The organism is Bradyrhizobium sp. SHOUNA76 (assembly GCF_023006445.1).
Lineage (GTDB): Bacteria > Pseudomonadota > Alphaproteobacteria > Rhizobiales > Xanthobacteraceae > Bradyrhizobium.
The window spans coordinates 1-4,398 of record NZ_JALBHA010000514.1; the positions used below are offsets into that span (position 1 = coordinate 1).

6 protein-coding genes and 1 pseudogene are annotated in these 4,398 nt (G+C 63.2%); 1 reads left to right on the forward strand and 6 read right to left on the reverse strand.

All coding sequences use genetic code 11. The annotated features are described in order from the left end of the window. Window positions 1-247: 247 nt before the first annotated feature. The 6 genes from flhB to flgB all read right to left on the reverse strand — a co-directional run bounded on the left by flhB (window position 248) and on the right by flgB (window position 3,865). Window positions 248-1,327 carry a flagellar biosynthesis protein FlhB gene (gene flhB, locus MOV74_RS32180; protein WP_246931030.1) on the reverse strand — a complete coding sequence of 360 codons (1,080 nt, stop codon included), beginning with the start codon at window positions 1,325-1,327 and terminating at the stop codon, window positions 248-250. Window positions 1,328-1,503: 176 nt separating this feature from the next. After that, complete coding sequence (fliR, locus tag MOV74_RS32185; RefSeq protein WP_246931031.1) at window positions 1,504-2,274, reverse strand: flagellar biosynthetic protein FliR; 771 nt, start codon at window positions 2,272-2,274, stop codon at window positions 1,504-1,506. A 17-nt stretch (window positions 2,275-2,291) separates the two neighbouring features. Beyond that, on the reverse strand, window positions 2,292-2,555 hold the full coding sequence (fliQ, locus tag MOV74_RS32190) for a flagellar biosynthesis protein FliQ (protein ID WP_018321865.1): 264 nt from the start codon (window positions 2,553-2,555) through the stop codon (window positions 2,292-2,294). Window positions 2,556-2,662: 107 nt separating this feature from the next. After that, on the reverse strand, window positions 2,663-2,977 hold the full coding sequence (fliE, locus tag MOV74_RS32195; RefSeq protein ID WP_246931032.1) for a flagellar hook-basal body complex protein FliE: 315 nt from the start codon (window positions 2,975-2,977) through the stop codon (window positions 2,663-2,665). Window positions 2,978-2,993: 16 nt separating this feature from the next. Further along, complete coding sequence (gene flgC, locus MOV74_RS32200) at window positions 2,994-3,419, reverse strand: flagellar basal body rod protein FlgC (protein ID WP_246931033.1); 426 nt, start codon at window positions 3,417-3,419, stop codon at window positions 2,994-2,996. A gap of 41 nt (window positions 3,420-3,460) precedes the next feature. After that, entirely contained in the window at window positions 3,461-3,865 is a 405-nt protein-coding gene (flgB, locus tag MOV74_RS32205) for a flagellar basal body rod protein FlgB (protein ID WP_246931034.1), read from the reverse strand. Window positions 3,866-4,217: 352 nt separating this feature from the next. Here flgB and MOV74_RS32210 point away from each other — a divergent pair. Next, a pseudogene (locus MOV74_RS32210) lies at window positions 4,218-4,398 on the forward strand (flagellar biosynthesis protein FliO); the annotation flags it as partial.

Below are 4,398 nucleotides of genomic sequence, written 5' to 3' on the forward strand. Positions count from 1 at the left end.
CAGCAGCACCAGCGCAATGCTGCCCGAGCGCGGCGACGGCTCGTGCGCCGCAACGGGCTCGCGTGGGAGGTCGTGGTCGGTCTCGGCTGTCATCTCAAGCTGGCGCGGCCTGTCGGCAGAGAATCAACGCGCCACAGGGCGCGTGGGGTCCTCCCTGCCTGAATCGGACCCTGAGGTGCAAGGGCAGCAGAGGTGAAAGGTACGCTGATTCCCAGATTACGGCCATTTCCGGTACTTTTCAGGTGTTTTATCCCCGCCCCGCGCCGAATCCCTGCTTCAGCCGCATGACGTAGCCGATCACTTCGGCGACCGCATGATAGTGCTCGGTCGGGATTTCCTGGTCGATCTCGACGGTGGCATAGAGCGCCCGGGCGAGCGGCACGTTCTCCACGATCGGGATGTCGTGCTCGCGCGCGATCTCCCGGATCTTGAAGGCGAGGTTGTCGACGCCCTTGGCGACGCAGATCGGAGCCGACATGCCGCGCTCGTAGGACAACGCCACCGAATAGTGGGTCGGGTTGGTGATGATCACCGAGGCCTTGGGAACCGCTGCCATCATGCGCTTCTTGGAGCGCTGCTGGCGCAACTGCCTGAGCTTGCCCTTGATGTGCGGATCGCCTTCGGACTGCTTGAACTCTTCCTTGATCTCCTGCAGCGACATCTTCTGCCGCTGGAACCAGCTGCGGTACTGGAAGAAATAATCGGCAATGGCGATGACCGCGAGCGCCGCGACCACCGCGCCGAGCAGATGAATGGTCATGCTGGTGCTGGCGCCGAGCATGGCGGCCGGATCGAGCCTGACCATCGCCTCCATGCGATGCCGCTCCGGCCACAGGATCATGGTCATGACCACGCCGAGCAGCACCAGCTTGCCGATGCCTTTGAGAAAATTGGCCGCCGCCTGCTTGCCGAAGATGCGCTTGAAGCCGGCGCCGGGCGAGATCTTGCTGAACTTCGGCGTCAGGGATTCGGTCGACCAGACCAGGCGGTGCTGCAGCATATTGCCGGCAATCGCCGCCAGCACCAGCATCAACAACGGCACGCCGATCGCCGCAAGCAAGGCGAATTCGATCTGCTGCATCAGCGCGAGCAGAGCCTTGCCGTCGGTCTTGATCATCCAGGAATTGGCGAGCAAATTGCGCATCGGCATCAGCAGCCCGCTGCCCACCGAGCCCGAGAAGGTCGAGACCACGAGCGTGCCGCCCGCCATCATGAACCAGGTGTTGATCTCCTGGCTCTTGGCAACGTCGCCGCGTTCGAGCGCATCGTCCAGGCGCTTTTGCGTCGGGTCTTCTGTTTGGCTCTCTGGATCGTTGTCTTCCGCCACGTAGCGCCCGCTTTCCGAAGTTCGTCACTTTCGCGGCCCTGTGCACGAACTTCGGAAAGCACAAGGGCGCTACAAGACACTTAGTTTTGCTAGTGCCGCGGATCGATTTGAAGTTCCTGGTCGGACTCGCGGCTCGCACTGCAGGAACTTCAGATCGGCGGCATTAGCCTCCCTCGTTACCTGAGCGGCATCAATTGGTGCATGACACCGATGAAGTAATCCAGATACGTGCCCATCATCGCCGTGAGCACCACGGCGAGCACCAGGAAGCCCGCGAAGATCGAGAGCGGCACACCGACGAAATAGACCTGCATCTGCGGCATCAGCCGCGCCAGCACCCCGAGCCCGATGTTGAAGACCAGGCCGAACACCAGGAACGGCCCCGAGAGCTGCAGGCCCAGGCGGAACGCGGCGGCAAAGGCGCGCGTCGCGAGCGAGGCGACATCGCCGCTCGACACGGTCTCGCCCGGCGAGAAGATCGTATAGCTGTCGTTGAGCGCCGCGATCACCAGGTGATGGCTGTCGGTGGCGAACAGCAGCGTCACCCCCAGCATGGTCAGGAAGTTGCCGACCAGCACGCCCTGCTGCCCCTGCGTCGGATCGACCGAGGTGACGAAACCGAGTCCCATCTGCTGCGCGATCACCGAGCCCGCGACCTGCAGCGCCGACAGCGTCACGCGCGCGGTCGCGCCCAGCACGATGCCGATCGCGATCTCATGCAGCATGAGTACCAGGAGCGGCGCGAGCGAGCCCATGTCGACCTGGTAGGCGTTGCGGTGCAGCGGCAGGATGATCAGGGTGAGCAGCAGCGCGATCGACAGCTTGATTCGCGTCGGGATATTGGTCTCGCCGAGGCCGGGCAGCAGCATCACCATTGCGCCGACCCGGGCGAAGGCGAGCATGAAGGAAGCGGCGAGCGCCGGCAGCAGCGAGACGTCGATGCGCATGATTGACGCATCTTGCCTCAGCCGCCGATGATTCGCGACGAGATCCGCAGCATGTGGGCGTGGAGGGCGTCGGCCATGAACGGCAGCGCCAGCAGCATCGTGGCAAAGATGGCCAGGATCTTCGGCACGTAGATCAGCGTCTGTTCCTGGATCTGCGTCAGCGCCTGGAACAGCGACACGATGACGCCGACCACCAGACCGACCACCATCAGGGGTGAGGACACGATCACGATGGTCCAGATCGCATCGCGCGCAACGTCGAGGGTTTCGGGGCCGGTCATTTGCAGAATTCCACTGTTCGTTGTCTTAAAGGGCGTCGAGACGCGAGTGGCGAGTAGCGAATGGAAAATGCCCCCACTCGCTACTCGCCATTCGCCACTCCCCAAATTCAGATCGGCATCTTCATGATGTCCTCATACGCCGCGATCACGCGGTCGCGGACCGACACCAGCGTGGACACCGCGACGTCGGTGTCGGCGACCGCCGTGACCACGTCCATCACGTTGGCCTTGCCGGCGGCCATCGCCACCGTCTGCGCATCCGACTTGCGGCCGGACTCCATGACGCTGCCGACGGCGTCCTTCAGCAGCGAGGCAAAGGATTGCCCGCTGGCTTCGGTGCCTTTGCCGGCACCGGCACCGCTGTTCTCCAGCACCCGGGCGAGGTTGGCATAAGCATTGGCGGCGATTGTCGGTGATGCCATGGCTCAATTGTCCTATTCAGCTCTTGAGAATGTCGAGCGTGCGCTGGATCATCCGGCGCGTCGCACTGATGATGTTGAGATTGGCCTCGTAGGACCGCTGCGCGTCGCGCATGTCGGTCATCTCGACCACCGAGTTCACGTTGGGATATTTGACGTTGCCGCTGGCATCCGCGACCGGATTGCTCGGCTCGTATTTGACGCGGAAGTTGGACTGGTCGGGCTTGATCTTGCCGAGGGTGACGACCTGCGCGTCGAGCGTGCGGTCGAGCGCGGAGGAGAAGGTCGGAACCTTGCGGCGGTAGGGATCGCCGCCCGATGTCTGCGCGGTCGAATCCGCGTTCGCGATGTTTTCCGAGATCACCCGCATGCGGCCGGCTTGCGCCCGCAGACCGGAGGTCGCGATCGCCATCGAGCGGGCGAAGTCGCTGCTGTCATTGGCCATGATGCGCCTCCTCTAGCTGTTCTGTTCCGAAGATCATGCGGCTAGCCCTTGCCGATCGCGGTCTTGAGCAGATGCAGGCTCTTCGAATAGAGCGAGGTCGCCGCCGCGTAGTCCATCTGGTTGCTGGCGGCCTTCATCATCTCCTCTTCGAGATTGACGGCATTGCCCGCGGGGCGGGTCTCGAAGCCCGCATTCTTGTTCTGGTCGAATCCGGATGCCGCGCCCGATGGCGTCATGTGAGAACCGCTGGTGCGGGCGAGCGCCAGGGGCCCCATCGAGCCCGTGACGGCCCCGGCCTTGTCGAGTTTCGGCTCGACCAGGTCGCGCGGCCGGAACTTGGGCGTGTCGGAATTGGAGACGTTCTCGGACAGGACGCGCTGGCGTTCCTGGTGCCACTGCATCTTGGTGCGAAGCGCCGACAGCACCGGGAGGTCGTTGATGGACATCGTCGCGGCTCCTTCCGCCTCCTGCGGACCTCCAAGGTCCGAAGCTAGGCAGAATTTGCCGCGTGTATGGTTAACAGCTGGTTAAGGACGTTCCCGACGCCTGTCCCCGCGTGGGACACGATTTTGCGCCCCGTGATTCTACGCCTCCAAAAGTGGCGTTAACCCAACCATTTGGCGGCGCGTGCACAGCCCAAGAAGTCGTTTTGGATCGAGCGATTCATGGGTTATTAAGAGTTGGGGACGGCAAAACTTGCCGTGGGACGTTAAGAAATCGCAGTTTGGGGCATCGTAGGCCGGTGGTTGGCACATCCGACCATGGGCACGAGAACAGCGCCATTTGTCGGGGACAAGTATGCAAGGCAGCCCTATCACCTTCATCGTCGCGTTCATCGTCGTTCTGGCGTTGATCGGTGTCGCTGCTTGGCTGGTTCGCCGATTCGCCAGCAGCCGGCTCGGCGCCAACACCCAGCGTGGCAGGATGCCCCGGCTCGCCGTGATCGATGCCGCCGCGGTCGACGGCCGGCGCCGCCTGG

Coding starts and splice junctions, on each gene's coding strand:
- fliR (WP_246931031.1), bottom strand. CDS start 2,274: ATGCGCATCGACGTCTCGCTGCTGCCGGCGCTCGCCGCTTCCTTCATG.
- fliQ (WP_018321865.1), bottom strand. CDS start 2,555: ATGACCGGCCCCGAAACCCTCGACGTTGCGCGCGATGCGATCTGGACC.
- fliE (WP_246931032.1), bottom strand. CDS start 2,977: ATGGCATCACCGACAATCGCCGCCAATGCTTATGCCAACCTCGCCCGG.
- flgC (WP_246931033.1), bottom strand. CDS start 3,419: ATGGCCAATGACAGCAGCGACTTCGCCCGCTCGATGGCGATCGCGACC.
- flgB (WP_246931034.1), bottom strand. CDS start 3,865: ATGTCCATCAACGACCTCCCGGTGCTGTCGGCGCTTCGCACCAAGATG.